The following is a 23,475-nucleotide window of genomic DNA, read 5'->3' on the forward strand; positions in this document are numbered from 1 at the left end:
ATTGGCATGATAGACACTGAGGGTGGAGCGAGCCGGGGGATCCTGGTCGTTGAAGATGATGAGCAACTGCAATCAGCCCTGACTCACGCATTAAGCCAACATGGGTATGCCGTTACGGTTGCCAGAGATGGCTATGAGGGGTTGGAGCGAATGGAACGCGAAGCCCCATGGCTGGTGTTGACTGATCTGAATTTGCCGGGAAAAGGCGGAATGGAATTTTTACGTGAGGTTCGAAGCCAGGGCTACCATATGCCTGTGGTCGTCATGACGGCATATGGTGGAGTGGATGCAGCCGTTGAGGCTCTCAAATATGGGGCCACCGATTTCCTTCAGAAGCCGTTTCCCCTGGATCGTCTTGAAAAATTAATTGACCAGTTAAAGTATGAGCAGCCTGTCTCAGGACTGGATGTCTTGAGGGAACAGGAAAGAAACCGTCGTGAGGAACCGCGTGAAGGATTTCTGACCAGAGATCCGAAAGTGCTGCAGACGATCAGTATGTTGGAAATGGTGGCAGGGAGCCAGGCGACAATTTTGATTCAAGGGGAAAGCGGGACGGGAAAAGAAGTTCTGGCGCGGCATGTCCATCGTCATAGCCCACGTGCCTCTCAACCCTTCGTGGCCATCAATTGTGCCGCTCTGCCGGAAGGACTCTTGGAAAGTGAATTATTCGGCTATGAGAAAGGAGCCTTTACCGGTGCCCTCGCAAGACGATGCGGCAAGTTTGAACTAGCCCACCAGGGGACCTTGTTGTTGGATGAAATCGGGGAAATGAGTTTGGGGTTACAAGCCAAATTACTCAGGGTCCTTCAGGAACGTGAAGTGGATCGTCTTGGCTCACGGCAGCCGGTGCAGGTGGATGTGCGGGTGATTGCCACCACGAATCGGAATCTGGCGCAGGAAGTTCAGGCCGGGCGCTTTCGTGAGGATGTGTATTACCGGCTGAGTGTGATGCCGTTCACTATCCCCCCGTTGCGTGATCGACCTGAGGACGTGCAATTGTTGGCGGAATACTTTGCCAACCGGTCATTGCGGCGAAACCGGCGTACACCGTGTGAGATTTCTGAAGAGGCGATGTCGCATTTGAAGCGGAGGCCGTGGCGGGGAAACGTGCGGGAACTGGAGAATGTGATTGAGCGAGGCGTGTTGTTAGCCGGTAACGGCCCTTTACGGATGGAGCATTTTCAGTTTGAGGAACCCGTGTTGACGGCCAATCATGCCAGTGTGCCAAGTGGAACTATCTGGGAAATGGAACGGGAACTTATTTTAAAAACCCTGGAGCGCCATGATGGCAATCGGACCCATGCCGCCAGGACCCTGGGAATCAGCATTCGTACATTACGGAATAAATTGCGGGAATATCGACAGTTAAACGGTGGTCTTTCGTTGAGTATATAACTTGAGGCAGTCGGAGAACATCAGAATGTCTCGCTTCGATCTGTTATGAGGAATGACAGGAGTTGAGCGGAAAAATATGCCGGTGCAGGCAAAAGTTTCCTCCAGACCAGACAAGATGTAAAGCGTGAGAAGTAGGCGTAAGGGGGAAAACGTGACGGGGAAAACGTGAGGAACTCTTTTTTCTCCTTCATGTGGATTCCTTACGGATGATTTCTGGCATTGGTGTTGCTGACTTGAATGACGACGTCAAGGATTCCATGGTCAGGGAAGAAGGGATACAGGTGAAGATACAGGAGAACATGGGAACCGGAGAGGAGAAACTGCCATGATGATTTCCCCTTGGGATGAAGGTACGAGACTTTTCGAGCGTTCACTGGATGTCCGGAGCGGGATTCAGGAAACGATTGCCTCCAACATGGCCAACGAAGAAACACCTGGCTACAAGTCCAGGATCCTGCCTTTTCAGGAAACGTTTAATGCGGTTCTTCGAGGGGATGGTCCATTGGAATCAGTCGTCACCAATCCGAAGCACGTGCGCATTGGCTCAGAGGATTCCCGGATATTTCAGCACACCATTAAACAGGATGCGGGAGCCGGATTAGACGAAAATACCGTGAATTTGGAAAAAGAAATGACCCTGATGGCGGAAAATACCTTGATGTATATGGCGGTCAGTCAATTTCTAAAAGGTCGCTTCGAGGGGTGGAATGCGGCTATTGATGGAGGAAATGGCGGTAGGTGACAGCCGTTGAACTGATAGCCGTTATGACGCTGATTCCAGGAAAACAGAGCGAGGGAATCGGGAAGTTGTTGAGGATGAGAAGGATTGGAAGATCTGAAAAGGGTGTCGGAAAAAGGAGGCTGAAATGAATATTGATCGCGTGTTTGCGGTGGTGGGGTCTGCCTTAGATGCACAACGACAGCGGCTAAATATCATTGCCAGCAACCTGGCCAATGCAGAATCCACCCGAACGCCGGAAGGGGGGCCGTACATCAGGCGTGATGTGGTATTTCAGGCCTCACCGGCCGGGCAACAGTTTTTCAATGTATTTGCCAATGCCTTTGGCGATCAGTCCGGGCCATCCGGCGTTCGGGTGACGGATGTGATCCAAGACGATCGGCCGTTGAGGACCGTGTACGATCCCAGTCATCCCGATGCGGATGACCAAGGGTATTTACATCTTCCTAATGTGAATCCGATCGAGGAAATGGTGAATCTCATGTCCGCGACCCGTGCCTACGAGGCGAATTTAGCGGTAATGGAAACCGGCAAAACCATGACACTTCGTGCATTAGAAATGAGTCGTTAAGGTGTCCCAATCTTGAAGGAAGGAGGACAATGAAATGGAATATCTCCCGATAAAAAGCATTGAAGGTATTTCAGAGCCGTTTGGGGTCACGCCGCTTAAGGGACCAGCGGGCCAGGACAAGGGATTCGGCGATCTCTTGAAAAACGCGGTGGAGTCGGTCAATACCATGCAACATGAGGCCGGGCGTTTAGAGGAAGCCGTTGCCCATGGAGAAAACGTGAATATTCATCAAGCGGTCATTGCCGGGGAAAAAGCCGGTTTATCGTTCAAGCTTTTGATGCAAGTGAGAAATAAGGTGATTGATGCATACCAGGAAGTGATGCGGATGCAAGTGTAAGGGAGTATTGAGTTGCCGATGATGACGATCATGGGGGAGGTTGGAATGAACGAGACCCCGCACCGGTCTCATCGGGTACGAATCATTAGTGTCAGAATGACACCCACATTTTTATCCAAAGAGTTGAGCGGAACCCGTTAATTTAATGGACAGTCTCCTCGGTAATTTTCAAGCCTTAACCCTGACCCAGCGGATCGGCGTGGTCGTGGTGGTGGCGTTAGCCCTGGCGACTATTCCAATGTTGATGATGGTCGGTAAGTCTCCGGAATTGGTGACCCTGTTCTCTCAGCTCAATCCTGACGATACGCGAGCGATTATTCAGGAGCTTGGGAAGCAAGGTGCCGTCTATGAGGTGGGTGACAGCGGGAATTCAATTAAAGTTCCGGCGGAACGGGTGCATGAATTGCGACTGCAGTTGGCCTCCTTGGGACTTCCTGAGTCGGCTGGTGTGGGATTTGAAATATTCGATCGCACCGGATTGGGCGCGACCCCTTTTACGCAGCAAATGAATTACCGGCGAGCGCTTCAGGGAGAGCTGGCTCGGACCATCGGTCAATTATCTCAAGTTGAGCGGGTACGCGTGCATCTGGTGATGCCGGAGAAACGTCTGTTTGCGACGGAACAAAAACCGGCTCAGGCGGCGGTTGTGTTGACTCTCAAACGCGGGGCTCCTCTTGGAGGCTCTCAAGTCCAGGGAATCGTGCATTTAGTAGCCAGTAGTGTCGAAGGATTGGAGCCCAGCCAGGTGACGGTCGTGGACAATCATGGTCAGGTCTTGAGTCAGAACTCTGCGGATAGTGATGCTCAACTGACGGCCTCCCAAATTGAAACCCAACGACGGGTGGAACGGGACCTTGAGCAACGGGTGCAGACCATGTTGGACCAGGTCCTGGGCCGAGACAAATCCGTGATTCGGGTCACTGCGCCGTTGGAGTTTCGGCAAGTCGAAATTACCGAAGAAAGTTTTGATCCCAATAGCCAGGTGGTGCGAAGTGAAAACCGTAGTCAGGAAAAGGTGTTGGAATCCGGTTCGAGCAGAGGAGGGCCTGGTGTTCCCGGTGTCAGGAGTAATGTGCCAAGCGAGCTCAAGGCAGGAAATGGAGCAGAGCAAAAGGAAGCCAAACGAAAAAATGAAACATTGAATTATGAAGTCAATCGTAAAGTGAGCAAAATTATTGAGCCGACCGGTGCCATTAAACGATTAAGTGTGGCGGTCTTAGTGGATGGGACCTATGAAGGGGCTCCGGGCGCTGAGGGACCAGCAGCTGAGAATGCGGCCGAAAAGAAATATGTGCCACGGCCGGAACAGGAAATACAGAATCTGGTTCAAATTGTGAAAAAAGCCGTCGGATTCTCCGAAGAACGCGGAGATCAAATTGAAGTCATCAATGTCCCATTTGAATCGCCCACTATCCTTGAGGGTGAGGAAAGTATGACGGCGGGGGTTCAATCGTTCCTGGCCGTCTGGGGTGGATTCCTCAAACCGATACTCTTTTTCTTCCTTGGGGCCATGGTGTTGTGGTTTGTCGTTCGACCGATGGCGTTGAATCTTACCAAGCCCGCAGCGGCAGCGGTCGTCCTCCCACAGAAAGGATTGCCTGCCACCGTCACCGAGTATGAAGCGGAAATTTCAGAAACCCCTCAGGAGCAAGCCATTAAGCTTGCAGCAGACAATCCAGCTTCCGCCGCTCAAGTAATTCGAACCTGGATAAAAGAAGAACAAGGAGAAAAGGTCTAATCCGTGAATAGTCAATTATCCGGATATGAAAAAGCGGCTATTTTATTACTCGCAATCGGGGAAAGCGCCGCGGTCGAGGTCTTGAAAGTGTTAGACCAAAAAGATATCCGGGCAATTGGCGCGTATCTGGGCGCGTTGGTGAATGTCGGGCAGGACGAACATCGAATGGTGCTTAAAGAGTTTCGGGAATTGGCCGGAACATCCGGTCTGTCGGTTGAAGGAAAAGCCTACCTCTCAAAAATCCTGAATGCGGCCTTGGGCAAGGATAAAGCTCGTCGAATCCTGAGTTCCCTGAACACCTCGGAGAATGCCGGATTTGAAACCTTAAAATCCCTTGATGCGGCTTCGATTGCGAATTTATTGGCGGGTGAACATCCTCAAACGGGCGCCTTGATCCTGGCTAACTTAGAGTCCGATCACGCGGCTCAGATTTTGTCATTGCTCCCCGCACATAAGCGGGATGCCATCGTCTACCGGTTAGCCACCACGGAAGAAGTCTCGCCCAATATGCTGGATGAATTGAATTCCGTGCTTCAGGAGGAATTGCGTCTGGGATCGTCGAAAAATGCGGTGGCCATAGGTGGGACCGGTCTGGTCGCCGAAATCCTGAATTCGGTGAAACGCAATGTGGAAGGGGAAATCCTGACGGCCCTGGAAGGCAAAAATCCGGAGATTGCCGAAGAAATTCGTGGAAAGATGTTTGTGTTCGAAGATCTGGAAAATATTGATGACCGTGGGATGCAGGAAGTGCTGCGAGAAGTGAGCAAAGAAGAATTGCTTCTCGCCCTGAAACCGATCGATGGTCCGCTCAGGGACAAATTCTTCAGGAATATGTCCAGTCGCGCGGCGGAATCCCTCAAGGAAGATATGGAAACTCGAGGACCGGTCAAGCTGAGTGATGTGGAAGCCTCTCAGCAGAACATTATTAAAACCGTTCAACGCCTGGCCGGTGAAGGCCGTGTAGCCTTGGGAGGAAAAGGTGAGGAGCAGATGGTCTAAGGTGCGCTCGCTTATGGAACAGGATGACACGGTCAAATGTTTTCAGATGGTTGAATTAGTTCACAAAAGTGCGAAGCAACGCGCCGAAGAGGCCCAACCGCATGATTGTACCGAACTTCAACGTGACGCGTTTGAGCGGGGGAGGCAGGACGGGATTGCCGAGGGACGTGCCCAGTGCAAAGCTCAGGTAGAGGAGGAAGTCAAAAAGGCCATTCGGTTGGCTAACCAGATTGGTCGGGCCAGGCTGCTCGCGTTAGAAGAACATGAACGCGATATTGTGGAGGTCGCATTGGCCATTTCCCGAAAAATCCTGTTACGGGAATGTGAGATCGATAAAGAACTTGTCGTTCGGCAAGTGCGCCAGGTTCTTGGACTGCTCCCCGACAAAACGTTGGTGACGCTGAAAGTCCATCCACAAGATTTCACGACCTTAGAGCCCCTACAGCACACCTTACGACCGGAATGGGCGGATGGTGATCATCTCGTGCTTGAAGCCTACGAAGACGTGGATCCGGGTGGATGCGTGGTTGAACAGGCCGGTCTACTTTTCGATGCCAGGCTGACTCAACAACTGGCTCTTGTGGCCAATGAATTCGGATTGGAAACACCGCAGGCATGAACCTCGCCACCATTCAACAACGTTTGGACGACATTACTCCTGTGACAATTACGGGGCGGGTGGTCAAAGCCGTGGGCTTGACTCTGGAGGGAACAGGCCTGGGAGCTTCGGTTGGTCAGCGATGTCATATCTTCAGCACACGAGGGAAGTCCATGATGGAGGGCGAAGTCATCGGGTTTCGTGAGCAACGTGTGGTGGTCATGCCGTTCGGAGCTGTTCGCGGCATCGCTGCCGGAAATCTCATACGCTACGATCCGACCTCTCCACGATTATTGGTCGGGCCTCAAATGTTGGGACGAGTCCTGGATGGACTCGGGAACCCATTAGATGAAAAGGGTCCGCTCTCCCGTAGCCGTCGCTATGCCCTCTATGCACCTGCGCCTGCTCCCATGCTCCGGGAGCGAATTCGTACGCCAATGGATTTAGGCGTACGAGCCATCAATGCCCTTTTGACCTGCGGGGTCGGGCAAAAACTCGGAATTTTTGCGGGGAGCGGAGTCGGGAAAAGTGTCTTGATGGGAACCATGTGCCGTCACACGTCTGCGGATGTGAATGTGATCGCGCTGGTGGGTGAGCGAGGACGGGAGGTGAGGGAATTTCTGGAACGGGATTTAGGGCGGGAGGGACTCCGGCGTTCTGTGGTCGTGGTCGCCACATCCGATCAATCTCCGTTAGTCCGGGTCCGGGCGGCTTTTGTCGCGACAGCCATAGCTGAATTTTTCCGGGATCAGGGCAATCAGGTCCTCCTCCTGGTCGATTCCTTAACCCGCTTGGCTCATGCGCAACGGGAGGTGGGACTGGCTGCCGGAGAACCACCTACCACCAAAGGGTATCCCCCTTCGGTCTTTACGCTCTTTCCTCAAGTTCTGGAGCGGGTGGGCCCGATGGGCACAGGATCAATTACCGGTCTATATACCGTGCTCGTTGACGGAGACGATTTAAATGATCCCATTGCCGATTCCATCCGGTCCATTTTAGACGGGCATATTGTGTTGTCCCGGCGCTTGGCGATGCAAGGACATTTTCCCGCGATTGATGTCCTGCAAAGTGTGAGTCGGGTAATGTCGGATATTACCTCGACCGTCCATCAGGATGCTGCCAGGTTCCTGGTGCAGATGATGGCGGAATATCGCAATGCCGAAGATCTGATCAATCTAGGAGCCTATCAATTAGGGTCAAATCCTCGGCTTGATGCGGCGATCAACATGAAAGGGCCGATCGATTCCTTTCTCCGGCAAACCAGGGAGGAGGGGGTGGGAATACCAGAAAGTTGCCAAAGTCTAGAAGCCTTGGCACAACAGGGCCGGCGTCTTCTTGAGAGAAAGGGAAAGACCCCATGAATTGGACTACATTACTTCGATTTCGCAAGCAAGTGGAAGATCTCGCTCGTGAAGAAGTCGTCCTGGCCGAGTGGGAAAAAAGTCAGATCTCCTCGAAGCGTGATGACCTTATGGTGGAAATGGAAGCGGTGGCCACTGAATTAGAACAGCGTATACGAGCGGGTATCGACAACATGATTGCCGAGCAACGCTATCAGTGGATGGATCGGATCAGCATAGCCATAGAACAACAGAGCCAACATATTCAGGAGGTGGAAGATAAGCTGGCTGATTTACGGGCCACATTAAAAAAAGCCCACCATGCCAGACGCGTAGTGGAATTGGTGATTGCTAAAAAGGAAGAAGAGGTCATGCAGAAAATCGCGACACAGGAACAACAGATTCAGGAGGATGTGACGGCTCATGCCTATGCCATCTCTCACCTTGAAGAAATGACCCAGTAGGGGGCAGGAAATATGTCAATTTTTTCACCTTTCCATCAGCATATTCGTAATCGAGAGCATAGACCAAACACTGGAATGTTCAAAAAGGCCGTTTCAGCATGGCTCCAGGCGTTTTGGGCGGGCGAAGCATACGGAGGAGTATGTGAGCACGGCCGAGTGGCAAGAACGCGGGTGTCGGCATTTTCCATCACTCCGGAGGGGAACAATGTTGCCTAGTCGATCACTCATTGTCTGGTGGGTGTTGGCCTTGATTTTGTGGGCCACCACGGTCGGGTCTGTTCAGGAAATGCCGGAGGTAGGAAAGACGAATTCATTTGAAAATCAATTAGTTGAAGATGAAAGGGTGGAGGAGGCGCCTAGTGCAGAAAGCACATTATTGGAACAACTGCAAGCGCGTTTGAAAGTGGTGGAAGAGCGGGAACGTGCTTTGCAACAACGTGAAGAGCGGCTCACCGCACTCCAGCAAGACATAGAGGCGTTGGCGGCACGACAAACCAAAGAGGGGAAACGGTTAGTGGGTGAGGCATCCTCGCTCGCAGAAGAACAACGTCGATATGTGGAACAGGATCCGGCGTTAATCCATTTAATCAAAATTTATGAATCCATGGATCCCGAAGAAGCGGCCTTGCGAATCGCAGAAATGCGAGAAGGGTTAGCCTTGGATATTTTGGCATCGATCAAAGATAAAAAAGCCGCCGGAGTGTTAGCGGGAGTTGAACCGGTGAAAGCGGCACGATTATCTGAAGGCCTCCGGCGATATCGGGACATTAAATTGAACCAAGCCAATTAACCCAAGACTCAGAATTAAACGATGATCAATGCCCTTCCATTCTTTTTCGGACCTTCGGAGAGTCCTCCTCACGTAACCGGTCAAACGGGTGGACTTGGCCTGGATCAGGCGAAGACCACGGAGAATTCTTCCAATCATCTATTTGCCAAAATTTTTCGCGATCACTCGGGGCCGGACTCTTTTCAGAACGGTGTATCCAACACGACGTCTGGAAAAGATGGGGGAAAAGTGTCGAATTTTGAGTTGCCTCTTGGCACGACGGCTGTGTCAGGTGACAATCTCTTGGCTCTTTATCTGGCGGGGGTCTTTGCTGAGGATGGACAGCGGGTACCGGAAGAAGGGGATGGACAACGGATTACCGAAGAAGCTGATGTAGGAAAAATCTCATCGATTCCCTTGGCGGCAGAAGGCCTGAATGGAAGTCGCTCAGGCCTGGCCGTGAGCCAAAAGGCGTTGTTCGGACTCTTGCCCGGGAATGTGCCTCAGGACGGGCCGGTTTCCGGTGTGGTGGTTTCGCCTCACGCATTCCTCAACGGAGTACGTGGAGGCCAGACAGGTTTGCCGCTTGTCATGGGGAATTCACCAAATCAGATAGCATCCGTTGGGAACATACTCGTCGATCCGAGTGGAACTGACCTCATTGCCAAGGTCGATCCTCAACAGGTTCTTCGAAATCCCCTAGCATCGGTTGCTGGGGAGGCTGTGACAGAGCCTCACACGAATCAGGGGAAACCCGGGGAACCTTTTTCAAGCCTTGTTCAGGGTCCCGGGCCTCGTCCTTCGCAAGATTCTCTCTCCCCGATGGGGCTTCCGCAGGAGTCACTCAAGCCTGTATCCAATCCAGTCAACCAGATGCTCCAGGTTCCCAAACCATTTGAAGACACGCCGGCAGGTATCGCCGATGTTGGTCAGTTGAATCAGAATCGATTGAAATATGTCAGTGGGGTTTCGTCCGTGCTGAGTGAGTCTACGGCGAACGGGAAAGAATCCTCGGTCGGAATTCCCGTGGACCTTCTTGCTGATGCCAAGGTGTCTTTGACTGGCGTTGGTTCCAGGGACGTTCTTGAGGCAACAGGAAAAGCCGAGGGAGTCGATTCCAACGCCGGACAGGGGCTCAATCATGGCATGGGCAATCCAACCCATTCTCAGTCCGGCTTTCAGCAGTCCTCGTCTTCTTCCTCACCCGGACCGACTGTCCGGATGCCGGAAGAGCCTGTTTCGAATCTTTCTGGTCCGGCGCTTCAACGCCTCCAAATGGAGGTGCAACTTTCGGAAACCAATCGAGTGCAGATTGATGTTGGCGTGCAGCACCGGCAGGTCTATGCCAGTTTGTTGATGGATCAAGCTACCTTGAAAAATCTTGCTGTTCAATTTGTTCCACAATTGGAAGAACAACTCACTCAGGGCGATATGGAGTTGCAGGAATTTTCCGCAGAAGTTCGTGATCAGCACGGTGAACGGGAGTCAAGCACACGGTCGGATGGGGCAGGAACGCAAACGAGCCAACGAGGGACGACATTCCTCCATCAGACACCAGGGTCGCTTTCCCATGTCGGCATGCGGGTGGACGAACAGGGTCTGCACTTGGTGGCGTGAAGAAAATGGTAGCGCGCAGGGTGAGGGTAAAAACATCAGTAGTAAGGGGTAAGGAATCAGGAATTATGAGAAGGCGATCAAATACGACGTTCGTTTCACGCCTGATGACTCCTGCTTCATTAATTACCGGAAAATGAGTTGCCGGTGAGCTGAGGGTCTCTCAGTCTTTAATTACAAATGATGCCCTCGCGTAAAAATGGTCGAAAAAACAGGAGCTCATAATTATGGAAGTGACGCCGACACAAGCAGGAACGAATGCCACGGCCACAGGGAGCGCCAATGTGCAGGCGGCGGTTTCGGCACTCGGATCAGATGTGTTTCTTCGCTTGCTCGTCACGCAGTTGCAGAGCCAGGATCCCACCAACCCGGTTCAAAATGAGGAATTTGTGGCGCAGTTAGCGCAGTTCACCACGTTAGAGCAAGCCACGAGTACCAATAAACTCCTGGAAAAATTGATCGGCCAGGATACACAACGGACACAATTGGATCTGGTGAATTTGATTGGACGGACGGTCGTTGCGCAGGGTGATACCGTCAGTATTGCGGAGGATGAACAGCCCACCCTGGCCTATGCCTTAAGTGGAGAGGCCAGGTCAGTCATCATTAAAGTGGTTGACTCGGGCAAGCAAGTGGTTCGGACTATAGAATCGACAGATATTCAAAAAGCCGGGGCCAATCAGGTCCAATGGGATGGGCTGAATGATTCGGGAGACCGGGTGCCGGAAGGAGTCTATCAGTTCATCGTGAAAGCCGTAGACGCTAATGAACAGCCTGTTCCGAATTTCACATTCGCTCGGGAACGGGTCATGACAATTGCATTTGGAACAGAGAGTCCGGTGGTCCTGCAAAGTGGAAAAACCTTACACACCGAGGACATTCTCTCCATACTTTGAGGTGGGTAATTTTAGGGGAAACATCATCAGGTAGGTCAATCGAGAAACAAGGAGTAGACGCCAATGGGAATTACCTCAGCTTTTTTTGCCGCTACCAGTGGGATAAACGCGACCAGTCGAGCGCTTAGTGAAATCGGTAACAACATCGCCAATGCGCAGACGATCGGCTATAAAAGCCGGTCGGTCTCATTCGGAGATCTCTTCGGAGCCACGATTGGTGGTGGAGGGACCAGCACGGCCTTAGTGGAAGGTCGTGGGGTGCGAGTGCTGGGGATCGACCCGAGCTTTACGCAAGGGTCTCTTCAGACGACGTCCAATGCCCTGGACCTGGCCATTGATGGAGACGGATTTTTTCGGGTGAGTGATGCAACCGGAAATATTTTCTACTCCCGTGCCGGCCAGTTTGATGTTGATTCGCAAGGAAACCTCGTGAACCCCGCGGGGCTGAGATTACAGGGTGACCAAGCAGACGATACAGGGCTTTTAAGCGGGACTGTTGGGAACATCAGTTTGACCACCAGTACTCAACCTGGAAGACTCACATCCGAAATTGCGATGTCAGGCCGTCTGGCCGCAAATGCTCCCATTAATGCCTACACCATCGCACAGGTGCTTGATCCTCAATCAAATAAGGGCCTATTCCCTGGTAATGCCCCAGTCCGGGTATTTGACTCCCAGGGAGTCGGGCATGATTTGCAAATATACTTTGCCAAAACGGCCGCCAATGTTTGGGAGTATAGTGTGTTGGCTCAGGAAGGAGAAATTGACCTCTCAACCCTTCCCGCCGCCAACGTTGATACCAATACGCATAATGCTTTGGTCGCAGACGGGACATTAACTTACACTGACGAAGGATTTTTAAATTTAGAATCCACTGTTAACTATTATAATACCGCGGGATCAGGTTTAGGAGGTGGTATCGATTTTTTAGGAAAAGCACCAAATCAACCTATTGCATTTGATTTTGGGACCAGCATTACAGAAGGTGGAGCCGGCACGAATGGATTGTTACAACAGGGCACCTCTTTGAATAATAATGCGTTAGTGCTTGACACTTTATCTCAAGACGGGTTTGGACCGGGATCACTCGCGGGAACGTCTATTGGTGAAGACGGAATCATCACGGGGCGCTTCGATAATGGGACCACCAGGACGTTGGGACAGGTGCGCTTAACCCGATTTATCAACCCGGATGGACTGCAACCGATTGGACGGAATTTGTTTATTCAATCCGGTGATTCCGGCACTCCCTTGGACGGGGTGCCAGGCACGGGTGCCTTTGGCAAAGTATCGGCCAGCACCCTCGAAGCCTCCAATGTGGATTTGGGTGAAGAGTTAGTCAATATGATTACCATGCAGCGTGGCTTCCAGGCGAATTCACGAATCATCACCACCACCAACGATCTGCTCGGAGAACTGGTAAATCTGGCCCGTTAGATTTTAAACTTGGATGTGACTCATCAAGCCCCCAGGCAGGTATTCCTGTCTGGGGGTTTTTTTTCTAATGGATTGTTAAAAAAACTTGCCTCAGGAACCCAGAGGCGGAAGGTAAAAATCTGTTCCTTTCCCTTGCCTCCTTAGGCCTCATAGCTCACCTTCCATAATTGAACCTGTCAAAGCCTCCCCCGAAATGCCAGGAAAATGACGTAATGGTTCGTCTCATCTTGTTGCCGGGCAAATGAGATGCAGGCAGGGCCACGGAATAAAACTATGCGAATTCAGTACGTTACAGGATTAGCTTCAGGCTGCTTACGTAGAAAATTGGAGTGGCACAAAGGTTGCTGATTTGGAAAGAGGAATGTGATGACCCACAAAAATTTCTAGCGTGTGAGGTTGATGTATGGCTGAAGACGATGCCAAAGAGGAAGCTGCCGTTAAAGCTGGGGCAGGGAAAAAAATGATCCTAATCATTATCGCAGGCGTTCTTCTTCTGGGCGGAGGAGGAGGTGCAGCCTGGTATTTCATGGGAGGCACAGAGGAAAAACCGGCGGAGCACGATGAGCATGCCAAAGCCGAGACTGGTCATGAAGAGCCCGGGCCGGTGATGGAACTAGAACCTTTTCTTCTGAATTTAGCCGATCGTGAAGAGCTTCGATTTTTAAAAGTGAGTATCAAGCTTGAGTTGGACCGGGCTGAAGAAAAAACGGATTATCAGAATAAAATTCCGGCCATTCGTGATGCGCTGTTGGTGTTGCTGAGTAGTAAAGAATCGCAATTACTTAGAACGGTGAACGGGAAGCGGCGGGTTCGAGAAGAAATTATGACGCGAGTCAACGGCGTCATGAGTAAAGGGAAGGTCGCCAATGTATATTTTACTGATTTTATTATTCAGTAGGGCGTGGGGAGAAAGAAGTAAGCGTTCAGGGTCCGGGAGTTAGAAAGAGGAGAGAAGAGACAGCAGGGCTGTTTCTTTGTACCACGTCCGAACATGGAAAAAATTCTTAGTCAGGATGAAGTTGATGCCCTTCTTCGGGGGGTTTCCGATGGGGGCGTTGAGACGGAGCCTGAAGATCCGGTAGATGCCGGACTACACGACGGACCGGTTTCGTATGATTTGGGGAATCAGGAATGGGTCGTCCGCGGGCGAATGCCGACCCTGGATGTGATCCACCAACAATTCTCGCGTGGTTTTCGCATCTCTCTGAGCGATGTGCTTCGTAAAACTGCTGAGGTTACGGTCACCAACCAAACGGTGATGAAGTTCGGGGAGTTCACCAAACGTCTTCCCGTCCCGGCCTATCTCCAGATTATTTCCATGGACCCTCTTCGCGGCTTAGCGATGATCGCCACGGATGCGGCGACGGTGTATTTGCTTGTGGATCATTTTTTCGGGGGTGCCGGACAGACTCATGTGAAGCCAGAAGGGCAGGATTTTACCATCATAGAGCAGCGCGTGATGAAAAAGGTCATGCTGATGGGGTTGGGGAATCTCCAAAAAGCCTGGGATCCTGTCCAAAAACTCCTCATCAATGCGGTTCGGGTAGAAATGAATCCTCAGTTGGCTGCCATTGTGTTGCCGGCGGATATCGTGATTGTGGTCACGTTAGGCATCGAATTAGGGAATTCGGTTGGAGATCTCCATCTCTGTCTTCCCTATACGATGTTGGAGCCGATCCGGGAACGTCTACAGGTGAGTTTTCAGGGAGACTCGTTTGAAACGGATTATGGTTGGGTGAAACGATTTTCGGCCAGGCTGAAGGAGGCTTATGTCACGATGTCTGTCTGTTTGGGAGAAACGGAAATCTCGGTGGAGGAATTGATGCAATTTTCACCCGGCGATGTGATCGGGCTGAATCAAGGAACCACGCAACTGTTAACGGCCAGAGTGGAAGGAGTCCCGAAATTTCTTGGTTCTCCGGGAACCACCAAAGGCATGCAATCATTTCAGATTAAGGACATCATCCTGGCGAGAGAGTAAGGGCCGGTGAACACGATGAGGAGCCGGCCAGTCACTGACCGTGGAAACCTGGAGATAAACGATGAGTGAAGAAGACAACATAGACATGGATACATTTGATGCTGAGAAAGAAATGATGGAGGCGTTAGCCCAGGAAGCGTCGGCGAAGGAACAGAGCGCTACGGCAAAAAAACAGGAGGTGGCGGCGAGTAGCAGTAGCCAGGCGCCAGAATTGATGACGTCCCACGATCCGAATTTAAATCGCATCTTAGATATTCCCTTGGTGCTTTCGGCACAACTGGGCAACACACGCATACTGATTAAGGACCTGTTGCAGTTAGGACCTGGATCCATTGTGGAATTAGATAAACTCGCGGGTGAACCGTTGGAAGTGTTGGTGAATGAACGGTTAGTCGCACGTGGTGAGGTGGTGATGGTGAATGAGAAATTCGGCATCCGTCTCACGGACGTGATTAGCCCTTCTGAGCGGGTGAATAAACTTCGATAGGGACATGAGGTGTAAGGATGAACACGTGAAGGGGCGATGAGGCCGTTTCACGCATCACGACTGACGCATCACGAAACAATATGGATCTCACACATGAAGCGCTCAAAATGGCGGGTACCTTGGCCCTGGTGGTCCTGGTTCTTCTTGGAGGATTAGCCTGGGTTCGGCGTACATTCGGAGAATTGCCCGCGAAGAATGGTGAGCCGGTGATGCGCATTTTGGGCGGACTTCGGGTCGGGACGGGAAAGCACATCATGCTCGTGGAAGTGGCCGGAGAAGTGTTGGTGTTGGGAACGACGGCCAGGGAGATGACGCTGCTGACGACCATAGCGGAGGCCGATCGGATTGATCGGCTCCGCTCCATTACGAATCCGCTTGTCGGACCGTTAGGCGCTTGGTTGAGTCAGTGGACGCGGCAGGCATTTGGGAAATCCGAAATGGGATCGGTGACATCCAAACCGCTCATCCGATTGGCCCAAGGCCTCGCAAGGTTGAGGGGAGAGGGAAAGTCGTGATCAACGCCTATTGCGGGTTTCGTAAACGACGTGATTTTCGGGGACTGCTTGTCCTGAGTCTGGTCATGGGACCATCGACTTCGGCCCTTGCCCAGGTCACGAAGGATCCGGCGATCAGTTTACAGGTGTCCGGATTGGACGGGACCGAACCCTGGACCTTCGGGCTTCGCATTCTCTTTCTTCTGACGGCCTTAACGCTTGCGCCTGCCCTGTTGATGTTGGTGACGGCATTTACACGCGTGGTGATTGTTCTGGGTCTTCTTCGGCAGGCGTTGGGGACCATGCATGCTCCACCGAATCAAGTGATGATTGGATTGGCCATGTTTTTGACCCTGTTTATTATGATGCCGGTCTGGGAACAAATTCGGGTTGAGGCGCTTAATCCCCTATTGGAACAAACGGTGACTCAGGAAGTGGCGCTTGAACGGGCCAAAATTCCACTAAGAATGTTTATGCTGAAACAAGTGCGCGAAAAGGATTTAACCTTGTTTGTGGAGATGGCCAAAGTTCCTCATCCTCAGACGCCCGATGATGTGCCGCTCCATGTCCTGGTGCCGGCGTTTGTCACGAGTGAATTGCGGACCGCATTTCAAATCGGTTTCCTGATCTATGTGCCTTTTCTCGTGATCGATATGATTGTCGCCAGCATATTAATGTCCATGGGTATGATGATGTTGCCACCGATCATGATCTCGTTGCCGTTTAAGTTGGTGCTGTTTGTGTTGGCGGATGGATGGTTTTTGGTCGTGGGAGCATTGATGAATAGTTTTCAATAGGAAAGGCCGCAGGACGTGAAGCGTATAGCGTGGGGAGTGATCGGATGCCGTCATTGTCTTTCTTCTGTCTGTCCCCTACGGCTTTATCTTCATGCCTAACTTTCCAAATTTCATGGCCAGTCTGAAAGGGTTATAGAGATGACAACGGAAAGTGTCTTGAGCATCGGTCAGGAGGCGATTCAAACCATACTGCTTGTGGCTGGTCCAATGTTGGGGCTCAGTTTAGTGGTAGGACTCTGCGTGAGTGCGTTCCAAGCCATGACCCAAATCAATGAAATGACCCTCACGTTTTTGCCAAAGGTTGCCACCATGTTTGTGGTGCTCTTGGTCACCTTTCCCTGGATGGTGGAAATTCTTGTGGGATTCATGACAGGGGTATGGGCAAGGATACCCGAGTTTGCCCAATGATAGAGGGAGTCAACCTACGACATGTGTGAGAAAGATGTCCGGTAACCGGTGTTTCAATGGGATTTTGCGATTCAGCAAGTGTGGCAATTCGTGGTGGTGCTCGTCCGAACAGCCGTCATTCTGTCGGCCTTACCGTTGCTGGGGGGGCAATCGGTTCCGAACCGCATCAAAGTCGGAATGGCGGTCATTATCTCCATCCTGTTGATGCCCGTCGTGACGTTTACCCTCCCTCCCAATTGGTTGGAACCTGCCAATCTGGTGATCGCGTTGGGTGCCGAATTGCTCGTCGGATTGGTCTTAGGTTTGGCATTGCGTTTACTTATGACCGCGGTGGAACTGGCTGGGAGTGTGATGGGTTTTCAGGTGGGGTTTGCCATGGCCGGAGTTTTGGATCCTGTCACGCAAGTGGAAACACCGGTGTTTGGTCAATTACTGACCATTCTGGCAACCCTTCTGTACTTTCAAGTCGATGGACATCATTTGGTGTTGTCGGCGTTGGGCAGTAGTTTTCAGTTGATTCCCCCCTTCGGCGCTCATTTAAGCGCCCCTCTGTTGAGCGATGTAACCGGAGTCATGCAACGAACCTACGATACGGGATTGAAGCTGGCCTTTCCGGTCATGGCCGCAACATTTCTGGTCCATGCCATCATGGGGATTCTTGGCCGGCTGGTTCCTCAGATGAACGTTATGCTCACCAGTTTTCCCATTACGATTTCTGTTGGATTGTTGGTGTTAGGACTGGGTTTGCCCTTCATCGCCTTAGTCTTTCAAGACTGGATTGTCGGCATGGAGACGGTCTTGTGGGATTTAGTTCAGGACTTAGGAAATGGCTGAGAATAAAGACGGGGCGGATAAATCAGAGCAACCGAGCCCGAAACGCTTAGCCGAGGCCCGTCGCAAAGGCCAAGTGCCGATGACCAGGGAATTGCCCTCCTTGTTTGTTTTGTTGGGAGGGGTCGGGATGATTTCTCTCTGGGCTCCTCACGCGTTTGTCCAGTTTTTTGATCACTACCGACAGTGGTTGGCGCAGGCCGGAACCCTCCAATTAGATGCTCAGTCCACACATGTATTGTTGTTTAATATCGCCTATCAAGCCTTTGTTCCTCTCATCCCCTTCGGACTCCTGGTTGGTGTGTTTGCGTTTCTCGCTATTGTGTTGCAAACCGGGCCGCTTTGGATTGAAAAAGCCTTGCAACCCAAACCGTCGAAATTGAATCCCTCTAATGGGTTGAAGCGTATTTTTTCGTGGAAAGGGGTCGTCGACCTTTTGAAATCATTGCTGAAGCTGGCAGGCGTGAGTGGGATTGCCTATCTGATTCTGTCTCATAACATGCTCGCGATTCTTCAACTTCCCCTCCTTGAGCTAACCGAGGCGGTTGGTGGTGTGTGGGGGATCCTGCAATACATTGTGTGGTCGGTCGGAGGGGCCTTGCTCCTGTTGGCTATCATCGATCTGATCTATCAGCGCTGGCAGCATACCGAAGATCACAAAATGACCAAACAGGAAGTGAAAGATGAGTCGAAGGATGTGGAAGGTGATCCGCAGATTCGATCCCGCCGCCTCAGTTTGCAACGGGAACGTGCCAGACAGCGCATGTTACAGGCTGTGCCCAAAGCCGATGTGGTGATTACCAACCCAACCCACGTGGCTGTGGCGCTCAGGTACGAAAGGGGAAAAATGGACGCTCCGGTGGTGGTGGCCAAAGGCGCAGGGTTTATGGCGGACAAGATTAAGCAGATTGCGCGGCATGCGGGGGTTCCCATTGTTGAAAACCGCAGTCTGGCCCGCGGGTTGTATAAAGCCGTGAAAATCGGCCAGGAAGTGCCCGGGGCATTATATCAGGCGGCGGCTGAGGTGCTGGCCTATGTGTATCGCTTGAAGAAAATGCATGAGGGACCGTGACGCGTAAGGTCTAACGCATGAGGGGGAGAATCGAAAAAGGAAATATCGGCATGCCCCCTCACACTTCACACCTGCCGTCTCATGACGTGTAGGAGAGGCATATGAAAATAGAGTACCAACGAATGCTGCAACGGTAACCGATCAGGGCACACATGGCGTTTGATTCTCAAAAATTACGTGACGAACTCACTCCCGCGCATTATGGGGATGTCCTCTTGCCGGTCGGGGTGGTGGGGATGCTCCTCCTCATGCTGTTGCCCCTTCCCTCGTTTCTTCTGGACCTCTTTTTATCCTTTAGTATTACCCTGGCTGTCTTAATTTTGCTCGTGACCATGCATGCCGGGCGTCCCGCGGAATTTTCCGTCTTCCCGTCGGTGGTATTGCTCACCACCTTATTCCGGCTTGCGTTGAATATTGCTTCGACGCGGGCCATTCTTATGCATGGGAACGAAGGTCCCGCTGCCGCCGGGCAAGTCATTGCCGTGTTTGGGGAATTTGTGGTCGGGGGAAATTATGCCGTGGGCATTGTGGTCTTCTCCATCCTGGTGATTATCAATTTTGTCGTGATTACCAAAGGTGCCACCCGGATAGCTGAAGTGGCCGCGCGGTTTACCCTGGATGCGATGCCCGGCAGGCAAATGAGTATCGATGCGGATCTCAATGCGGGAATGATTGACGAAGCCGAAGCCAGGAAGCGGCGGGAGGCCATTTCGCAGGAAGCTGACTTTTATGGATCGATGGACGGTGCTAGTAAATTTGTTCGCGGCGATGCGATTGCCGCGCTGCTCATTATCTTTATCAACGTCATCGGCGGGTTGGGCATCGGCGTGTTGGAACATGGGATGTCCATCGTGGAAGCCGCGAAACGCTTTACCCTGCTGACGGTCGGCGACGCGATCGTGGCTCAAATTCCCGCCCTGATTATGTCGACTGCCGCCGGTATCATTGTGACACGGGTTTCGACCAAAACCAGCCTTGGCCGTGATTTAACCGACCAAATCTTTTTTAATCCCCATCTTGTGGCCGCCGTGGCCGGCATGTTGGTCTTTTTGGGATTTCTTCCCGGATTGCCGCATGTCGCGTTTTTGATGTTGGGAGCGATGACCGCCGGTTTGGCTTATGTATTGAGGAATCAAAAGCAAGAAGCCGCTCGCCTCAAAAGTCTCCCCAAGAAAAAAGATCCATCGACATCCCCTAGCACGGAATCGGTGGATACCGTCACTCCTCCGGATCTGATGGAGTTGCATGTCGGTTATGGACTTGTCCCGTTTGTCGATCAGGCCCAGGGAGGGGAGTTGCTAGAACGGATTCGGTCCATCCGGCGCCAAACGGCTCTTGATATGGGATTTGTCGTGCCCGCCGTGCATATCCGGGATAACCTCCAGCTCAAACCGCATGAGTACAGTATTTTGTTGAAGGGGATTCAGGTGGCTAAGGGGGAACTGGTGCCCAGGCATTTATTGGCCATCAATCCCGGTCATGCAAGAAAGGGCCTACAAGGTAAGCCGGGAAAAGATCCGTGTTTCGGTTTGCCGTCGGTCTGGATTGCCCCCTCCGAAAAGGAGCGAGCTCAAATGGAGGGTTATACGGTCGTCGATGGGCCGGCCATTATTGCCACTCATCTAACGGAATTTATTAAATCCAATGGGCATGAATTGCTGGGTCGGCAAGAGGTCCAGAATTTGCTGGATAACCTCGCTAAGACGTATCCCAAGGTGGTGGATGACTTGATTCCGACTCAAATAACGTTAGGAGCAGTGGTGAGAATCCTTAAGAATCTCTTACGAGAACGAGTGTCGATCCGCGACCTGCGGACCATATTGGAGACTGTTGCGGATTACACCACTCAGAGTAAGGATCCTGACACCCTGACGGAATATGCTCGGCAAAATCTATCTAGAACTATTTCGTCCCAATATGCCAATGCCGACGGATTGCTGCAGGTGATAAGTCTGGATCCAATGCTGGATCGCCGCTTGATGGAGGCGATGCGGCCCAGTGGTGGAGAACAAGGGGGATTGCCTCCCAGTTTGTTGAATCAAGTGATTGTGTCCGTCCGTCAGGCCATTGAGCGCGTGGTCAGTCAAGGGTATCAACCCGTGTTGTTATGTTCCCAATCGATTCGATCCCAACTCTATCGGTTAGTCTCGCCGGGTGTACATGCTCTGGCGGTGCTCTCGCCGAACGAGTTGGACCCTAAAACTCAAATTCAAGCTATTGAAGTCGTGAGGATGCCACATGAAGCTGAAACGGTTTGAAGCCCTCTCATTACAAGAAGCTCTCCAAGCGGTGAAAGCGGAACTGGGTCCTGAGGCGGTCATCGTTTCGTCCCGCCGGATTCAAAAAGGGGGAGGCCTGTTTGGTCTGCTCAGTCAATCGATCATTGAGGTGACGGCAGCGGTGGATCGTTCATCTCAGGCGGAAGTTGAGCCCGCACGTGTTGATCGATCTTTTCAGTCCCTTCTCGCCAAACGCTTTGTGCCTGATGCGCCTACTCCTCCACCTCCACCGGTGCCGATCAAAGCCGATCACGGATTTTCGGAAGCCCTGCAAGTCGCGAATGCGCTGGATCCGATGACTCAGCACCTTCATGCGATGCACCAGGAAATTCAACGATTGCGCGAAGAACAACAAGATCCTGAACGGGTGTTGGGGCCCTTGCGACAAGAGTTAGAAGGCTTGCGGATTGTGGTGGGACAAGTGTTGGGAAGTCAGATGGACAAACGGGTTGAAGGCTTACCTGGAGACCTGATGGATGTCTATCAGTCCTTGGTGTCTCAAGGAGTGAACCCTCAGACCGCGCATCATCTGGTGCGTGCGGTGGTGGAAACGCTCGGCACAGCCGGTATTGGCAATCGGGAGGCGATGAAAAGTCTGTTATGGGAACGAATGGAGGAGGCGGTGGCTGTCTCGGGTCCAGCGGTGTCCAAGCATTATGGCCAAAAAGTGATGATGCTGGTTGGACCGACAGGCGTGGGGAAAACGACGACCATTGCCAAGTTGGCGGGGTTGGCCCGTCAACAGGATGACCATCGGCGAACGGTGTTGATTACGTTGGATACGTATCGTGTGGCGGCGGTGGAGCAACTTCGGGTGTTTGCAAAAATTTTAAAAATACCTCTGGAGGTAGCGGTCTCTCACAAAGATTTCATGGAATGCATGGGACGGCATCAGCATGCGGATTTATTGTTGATTGATACGGCGGGACGAAGCCCCAAGGATCAAGCCGGGTATGATGAATTACTCGCGATCACCAGGGGACAAGTCCATGTGGAAACGCATCTGGTCTTAGCCGCCCCCATGGCCGAGTTGGTCCAGATGGAGACCATTCGTCGCTATCAATCGGTCCCTATTCATAAGCTCATCATTACGAAACTGGATGAGGTGTCGATGGGTGGCGGTCTATATAACCTGTTGTCACAGACGGGCCTGCCGGTTTCCTATCTTTCTGCCGGACAGCGTGTACCTGAAGATTTAGAGGTTGCCACCCGAACGCGCCTGGTGGAGTTGGCCTGGGGGCAATCACCGGGGCAGGTTCTTCAGGAACGTGTACCGTTGACGGGGGTCGCGCACTAATGGCCGGGTCATCATCTACACCACTCCTGGTTCCCGGTGTCTCCGTTCAACGACGACTGGATCAAGCTAGTGGATTACGTGCCGCCATGAACTCCAACCTACAGGATCCTTCACGCATTCAGGTGATAGCGGTCAGTTCAGGAAAAGGCGGGGTCGGGAAAAGTAATGTGGTTGCGAATTTAGCGGTGGCTGCGGCTCGTCAGGGACGGAAGGTGTTGATCATGGATGCGGATCTCGCTTTGGGAAATGTCGATATCTTATTAGGACTGACTCCACAGTTTACGATTGAGAACGTGCTTTCCGGGCAACGACGCTTGGAGGAAGTCCTGGTGACCGGGCCCGAAGGGATTCGTCTGTTGCCGGCAACGTCCGGAGGTCAGGCCTTCACTCAACTGACGCATGAGCAGCAACTCCATTTACAATCCGCCTTTCTTCAGTTGGCGTCTCCGCCGGACTTGCTGCTGATTGATTGTGCGGCAGGAATTTCGGCCAATGTGTTGTACTTTAGTTTAGTGGCTCACGAAACGCTGGTGGTGGTCTCGCCCGATCCAACCTCTCTGACTGATGCCTATGCCCTGATCAAAATTCTTTCCACCCGCTATCACTTGCGGAAATTCCGCATGCTTGTCAACAAAGTCAAGCATAGCCAGGAAGGCAAAGAGGTATTCAGAAAATTAAGTTTAGTGACGGATCGGTTTTTGACCATTTCGCTCGATTATCTGGGATGTGTTCCCACAGATGACTATCTGACGATGGCCGTGGCTCAACAACGTGCGGTGTGTGATGTTTACCCGCGCGCTCCGGCGAGCCGGGCCTTTACTTCTTTGGTGAAGGTTCTCAATGAGTGGAGGGGAGATTGTTCCTGGCAGGGGGGATTTCAACTTTTTGGCCCTGCTGCCTTGGGAGCCACTAGAACTGTGACGGAAGGATAA

26 protein-coding genes are annotated in these 23,475 nt (G+C 52.0%); all 26 read left to right on the forward strand.

Annotated elements, in window-relative coordinates; all coding sequences use genetic code 11:
• Positions 1-6 precede the first annotated feature (6 nt).
• Positions 7-1,395 carry a sigma-54 dependent transcriptional regulator gene (locus PJI16_17925; protein ID MDT3779445.1) on the forward strand — a complete coding sequence of 463 codons (1,389 nt, stop codon included), beginning with the start codon at positions 7-9 and terminating at the stop codon, positions 1,393-1,395.
• Between the two features lie 325 nt (positions 1,396-1,720).
• A complete protein-coding gene (gene flgB, locus PJI16_17930; protein ID MDT3779446.1) occupies positions 1,721-2,137 on the forward strand; it encodes a flagellar basal body rod protein FlgB in 417 nt (138 codons plus the stop codon).
• The gene (locus tag PJI16_17935) at positions 2,134-2,265 is read left to right on the forward strand and encodes a hypothetical protein (protein ID MDT3779447.1); all 132 of its coding nucleotides are present in this window, start codon (positions 2,134-2,136) and stop codon (positions 2,263-2,265) included. Before flgB ends, PJI16_17935 begins: the two co-directional genes overlap by 4 nt.
• A complete protein-coding gene (flgC, locus tag PJI16_17940; protein ID MDT3779448.1) occupies positions 2,262-2,705 on the forward strand; it encodes a flagellar basal body rod protein FlgC in 444 nt (147 codons plus the stop codon). Before PJI16_17935 ends, flgC begins: the two co-directional genes overlap by 4 nt.
• Positions 2,706-2,739: 34 nt before the next feature.
• The gene (gene fliE / locus PJI16_17945) at positions 2,740-3,042 is read left to right on the forward strand and encodes a flagellar hook-basal body complex protein FliE (protein ID MDT3779449.1); all 303 of its coding nucleotides are present in this window, start codon (positions 2,740-2,742) and stop codon (positions 3,040-3,042) included.
• Positions 3,043-3,060: 18 nt separating this feature from the next.
• A complete protein-coding gene (locus PJI16_17950; protein MDT3779450.1) occupies positions 3,061-3,183 on the forward strand; it encodes a hypothetical protein in 123 nt (40 codons plus the stop codon).
• A 4-nt stretch (positions 3,184-3,187) separates the two neighbouring features.
• Positions 3,188-4,780, forward strand: a complete 1,593-nt coding sequence (gene fliF / locus PJI16_17955; protein ID MDT3779451.1) for a flagellar basal-body MS-ring/collar protein FliF — start codon at positions 3,188-3,190, stop codon at positions 4,778-4,780.
• Positions 4,781-4,783: 3 nt separating this feature from the next.
• Positions 4,784-5,779 carry a flagellar motor switch protein FliG gene (gene fliG, locus PJI16_17960; GenBank protein MDT3779452.1) on the forward strand — a complete coding sequence of 332 codons (996 nt, stop codon included), beginning with the start codon at positions 4,784-4,786 and terminating at the stop codon, positions 5,777-5,779.
• A gap of 13 nt (positions 5,780-5,792) precedes the next feature.
• A complete protein-coding gene (locus tag PJI16_17965) occupies positions 5,793-6,398 on the forward strand; it encodes a FliH/SctL family protein (GenBank protein ID MDT3779453.1) in 606 nt (201 codons plus the stop codon).
• Complete coding sequence (locus PJI16_17970; protein ID MDT3779454.1) at positions 6,395-7,738, forward strand: FliI/YscN family ATPase; 1,344 nt, start codon at positions 6,395-6,397, stop codon at positions 7,736-7,738. The genes PJI16_17965 and PJI16_17970 overlap by 4 nt, the downstream gene beginning before the upstream one ends.
• On the forward strand, positions 7,735-8,181 hold the full coding sequence (locus PJI16_17975) for a hypothetical protein (protein MDT3779455.1): 447 nt from the start codon (positions 7,735-7,737) through the stop codon (positions 8,179-8,181). Before PJI16_17970 ends, PJI16_17975 begins: the two co-directional genes overlap by 4 nt.
• Before the next feature lie 205 nt (positions 8,182-8,386).
• Complete coding sequence (locus PJI16_17980) at positions 8,387-8,971, forward strand: hypothetical protein (GenBank protein ID MDT3779456.1); 585 nt, start codon at positions 8,387-8,389, stop codon at positions 8,969-8,971.
• A 21-nt stretch (positions 8,972-8,992) separates the two neighbouring features.
• Positions 8,993-10,567, forward strand: coding sequence for a hypothetical protein (locus PJI16_17985; GenBank protein MDT3779457.1), 1,575 nt, complete (start codon positions 8,993-8,995; stop codon positions 10,565-10,567).
• Between the two features lie 224 nt (positions 10,568-10,791).
• Complete coding sequence (locus tag PJI16_17990; GenBank protein ID MDT3779458.1) at positions 10,792-11,460, forward strand: flagellar hook capping FlgD N-terminal domain-containing protein; 669 nt, start codon at positions 10,792-10,794, stop codon at positions 11,458-11,460.
• Positions 11,461-11,523: 63 nt separating this feature from the next.
• On the forward strand, positions 11,524-12,897 hold the full coding sequence (locus PJI16_17995; protein MDT3779459.1) for a flagellar hook protein FlgE: 1,374 nt from the start codon (positions 11,524-11,526) through the stop codon (positions 12,895-12,897).
• Between the two features lie 403 nt (positions 12,898-13,300).
• Positions 13,301-13,795: a flagellar basal body-associated FliL family protein gene (locus PJI16_18000; GenBank protein ID MDT3779460.1), complete on the forward strand. Its 495-nt coding sequence runs from the start codon at positions 13,301-13,303 to the stop codon at positions 13,793-13,795.
• A gap of 93 nt (positions 13,796-13,888) precedes the next feature.
• Positions 13,889-14,878: a flagellar motor switch protein FliM gene (gene fliM / locus PJI16_18005; protein ID MDT3779461.1), complete on the forward strand. Its 990-nt coding sequence runs from the start codon at positions 13,889-13,891 to the stop codon at positions 14,876-14,878.
• 61 nt (positions 14,879-14,939) lie between these two features.
• Complete coding sequence (fliN, locus tag PJI16_18010) at positions 14,940-15,365, forward strand: flagellar motor switch protein FliN (GenBank protein MDT3779462.1); 426 nt, start codon at positions 14,940-14,942, stop codon at positions 15,363-15,365.
• 80 nt (positions 15,366-15,445) lie between these two features.
• Entirely contained in the window at positions 15,446-15,880 is a 435-nt protein-coding gene (gene fliO, locus PJI16_18015; GenBank protein ID MDT3779463.1) for a flagellar biosynthetic protein FliO, read from the forward strand.
• Positions 15,877-16,656 carry a flagellar type III secretion system pore protein FliP gene (gene fliP, locus PJI16_18020; GenBank protein ID MDT3779464.1) on the forward strand — a complete coding sequence of 260 codons (780 nt, stop codon included), beginning with the start codon at positions 15,877-15,879 and terminating at the stop codon, positions 16,654-16,656. The genes fliO and fliP overlap by 4 nt, the downstream gene beginning before the upstream one ends.
• Positions 16,657-16,794: 138 nt before the next feature.
• Positions 16,795-17,064: a flagellar biosynthesis protein FliQ gene (fliQ, locus tag PJI16_18025; protein ID MDT3779465.1), complete on the forward strand. Its 270-nt coding sequence runs from the start codon at positions 16,795-16,797 to the stop codon at positions 17,062-17,064.
• A 48-nt stretch (positions 17,065-17,112) separates the two neighbouring features.
• Positions 17,113-17,898, forward strand: coding sequence for a flagellar biosynthetic protein FliR (gene fliR, locus PJI16_18030; GenBank protein MDT3779466.1), 786 nt, complete (start codon positions 17,113-17,115; stop codon positions 17,896-17,898).
• Positions 17,891-18,967, forward strand: a complete 1,077-nt coding sequence (gene flhB, locus PJI16_18035; protein MDT3779467.1) for a flagellar biosynthesis protein FlhB — start codon at positions 17,891-17,893, stop codon at positions 18,965-18,967. Before fliR ends, flhB begins: the two co-directional genes overlap by 8 nt.
• A gap of 152 nt (positions 18,968-19,119) precedes the next feature.
• Positions 19,120-21,225: a flagellar biosynthesis protein FlhA gene (flhA, locus tag PJI16_18040; GenBank protein MDT3779468.1), complete on the forward strand. Its 2,106-nt coding sequence runs from the start codon at positions 19,120-19,122 to the stop codon at positions 21,223-21,225.
• Entirely contained in the window at positions 21,206-22,543 is a 1,338-nt protein-coding gene (gene flhF, locus PJI16_18045) for a flagellar biosynthesis protein FlhF (protein MDT3779469.1), read from the forward strand. Before flhA ends, flhF begins: the two co-directional genes overlap by 20 nt.
• Positions 22,543-23,475 (forward strand): MinD/ParA family protein, encoded by a 933-nt coding sequence (locus PJI16_18050; protein MDT3779470.1) that lies wholly within the window; start codon positions 22,543-22,545, stop codon positions 23,473-23,475. Before flhF ends, PJI16_18050 begins: the two co-directional genes overlap by 1 nt.

This window comes from Nitrospira sp. MA-1 (assembly GCA_032139905.1).
Classification (GTDB): domain Bacteria; phylum Nitrospirota; class Nitrospiria; order Nitrospirales; family UBA8639; genus Nitrospira_E.

Excerpts from the sequence above, each read along its gene's own strand:
- PJI16_17995 (MDT3779459.1), top strand. The coding sequence starts at position 11,524 with ATGGGAATTACCTCAGCTTTTTTTGCCGCTACCAGTGGGATAAACGCG.
- PJI16_17965 (MDT3779453.1), top strand. The coding sequence starts at position 5,793 with ATGGAACAGGATGACACGGTCAAATGTTTTCAGATGGTTGAATTAGTT.
- PJI16_17950 (MDT3779450.1), top strand. The coding sequence starts at position 3,061 with ATGATGACGATCATGGGGGAGGTTGGAATGAACGAGACCCCGCACCGG.
- PJI16_17925 (MDT3779445.1), top strand. The coding sequence starts at position 7 with ATGATAGACACTGAGGGTGGAGCGAGCCGGGGGATCCTGGTCGTTGAA.
- PJI16_17970 (MDT3779454.1), top strand. The coding sequence starts at position 6,395 with ATGAACCTCGCCACCATTCAACAACGTTTGGACGACATTACTCCTGTG.
- flgB (MDT3779446.1), top strand. The coding sequence starts at position 1,721 with ATGATGATTTCCCCTTGGGATGAAGGTACGAGACTTTTCGAGCGTTCA.
- fliF (MDT3779451.1), top strand. The coding sequence starts at position 3,188 with ATGGACAGTCTCCTCGGTAATTTTCAAGCCTTAACCCTGACCCAGCGG.
- fliM (MDT3779461.1), top strand. The coding sequence starts at position 13,889 with ATGGAAAAAATTCTTAGTCAGGATGAAGTTGATGCCCTTCTTCGGGGG.
- PJI16_18000 (MDT3779460.1), top strand. The coding sequence starts at position 13,301 with ATGGCTGAAGACGATGCCAAAGAGGAAGCTGCCGTTAAAGCTGGGGCA.
- PJI16_17990 (MDT3779458.1), top strand. The coding sequence starts at position 10,792 with ATGGAAGTGACGCCGACACAAGCAGGAACGAATGCCACGGCCACAGGG.
- fliN (MDT3779462.1), top strand. The coding sequence starts at position 14,940 with ATGAGTGAAGAAGACAACATAGACATGGATACATTTGATGCTGAGAAA.
- PJI16_17985 (MDT3779457.1), top strand. The coding sequence starts at position 8,993 with ATGATCAATGCCCTTCCATTCTTTTTCGGACCTTCGGAGAGTCCTCCT.
- fliE (MDT3779449.1), top strand. The coding sequence starts at position 2,740 with ATGGAATATCTCCCGATAAAAAGCATTGAAGGTATTTCAGAGCCGTTT.
- fliQ (MDT3779465.1), top strand. The coding sequence starts at position 16,795 with ATGACAACGGAAAGTGTCTTGAGCATCGGTCAGGAGGCGATTCAAACC.
- flhF (MDT3779469.1), top strand. The coding sequence starts at position 21,206 with ATGAAGCTGAAACGGTTTGAAGCCCTCTCATTACAAGAAGCTCTCCAA.
- PJI16_18050 (MDT3779470.1), top strand. The coding sequence starts at position 22,543 with ATGGCCGGGTCATCATCTACACCACTCCTGGTTCCCGGTGTCTCCGTT.
- flgC (MDT3779448.1), top strand. The coding sequence starts at position 2,262 with ATGAATATTGATCGCGTGTTTGCGGTGGTGGGGTCTGCCTTAGATGCA.
- fliO (MDT3779463.1), top strand. The coding sequence starts at position 15,446 with ATGGATCTCACACATGAAGCGCTCAAAATGGCGGGTACCTTGGCCCTG.
- PJI16_17975 (MDT3779455.1), top strand. The coding sequence starts at position 7,735 with ATGAATTGGACTACATTACTTCGATTTCGCAAGCAAGTGGAAGATCTC.
- flhB (MDT3779467.1), top strand. The coding sequence starts at position 17,891 with ATGGCTGAGAATAAAGACGGGGCGGATAAATCAGAGCAACCGAGCCCG.
- flhA (MDT3779468.1), top strand. The coding sequence starts at position 19,120 with ATGGCGTTTGATTCTCAAAAATTACGTGACGAACTCACTCCCGCGCAT.
- PJI16_17980 (MDT3779456.1), top strand. The coding sequence starts at position 8,387 with ATGTTGCCTAGTCGATCACTCATTGTCTGGTGGGTGTTGGCCTTGATT.